Source organism: Neokomagataea anthophila, assembly GCF_018122595.1.
Lineage (GTDB): Bacteria > Pseudomonadota > Alphaproteobacteria > Acetobacterales > Acetobacteraceae > Gluconobacter > Gluconobacter anthophilus.
The window spans coordinates 1-234 of sequence record NZ_JAGRQH010000149.1; the positions used below are offsets into that span (position 1 = coordinate 1).

At 59.8% G+C, this 234-nt stretch carries 1 protein-coding gene; it reads left to right on the forward strand.

The features are described from left to right. A partial coding sequence (gene mobC / locus KB213_RS12355) for a plasmid mobilization relaxosome protein MobC (protein ID WP_211683557.1) occupies positions 1–187 on the forward strand: 187 nt, incomplete at its 5' end. Between the last annotated feature and the right edge of the window lie 47 nt (positions 188–234).

Here is a 234-nt window from a genome sequence, read left to right on the forward strand (position 1 = left end):
TCTGCCTGACGTTGCGCCTGAGCTGCTGCGACAGGTCAGCGGGATCGGCAACAACCTCAACCAGATCGCCCGCCGCCTTAACCAGCTCGACGGACTGAACCCTACTGAGCGCGTTTCCCTGCTTGCGGTGTTAAACAGCCTCGACCGCCAGCTCAGTGAGCTGCTGGAGCAACACCGTGATCGTTAAAATTCATTCACGCGGCGCCGGTTCGGGTAGTGGTCCCGTTGATTACC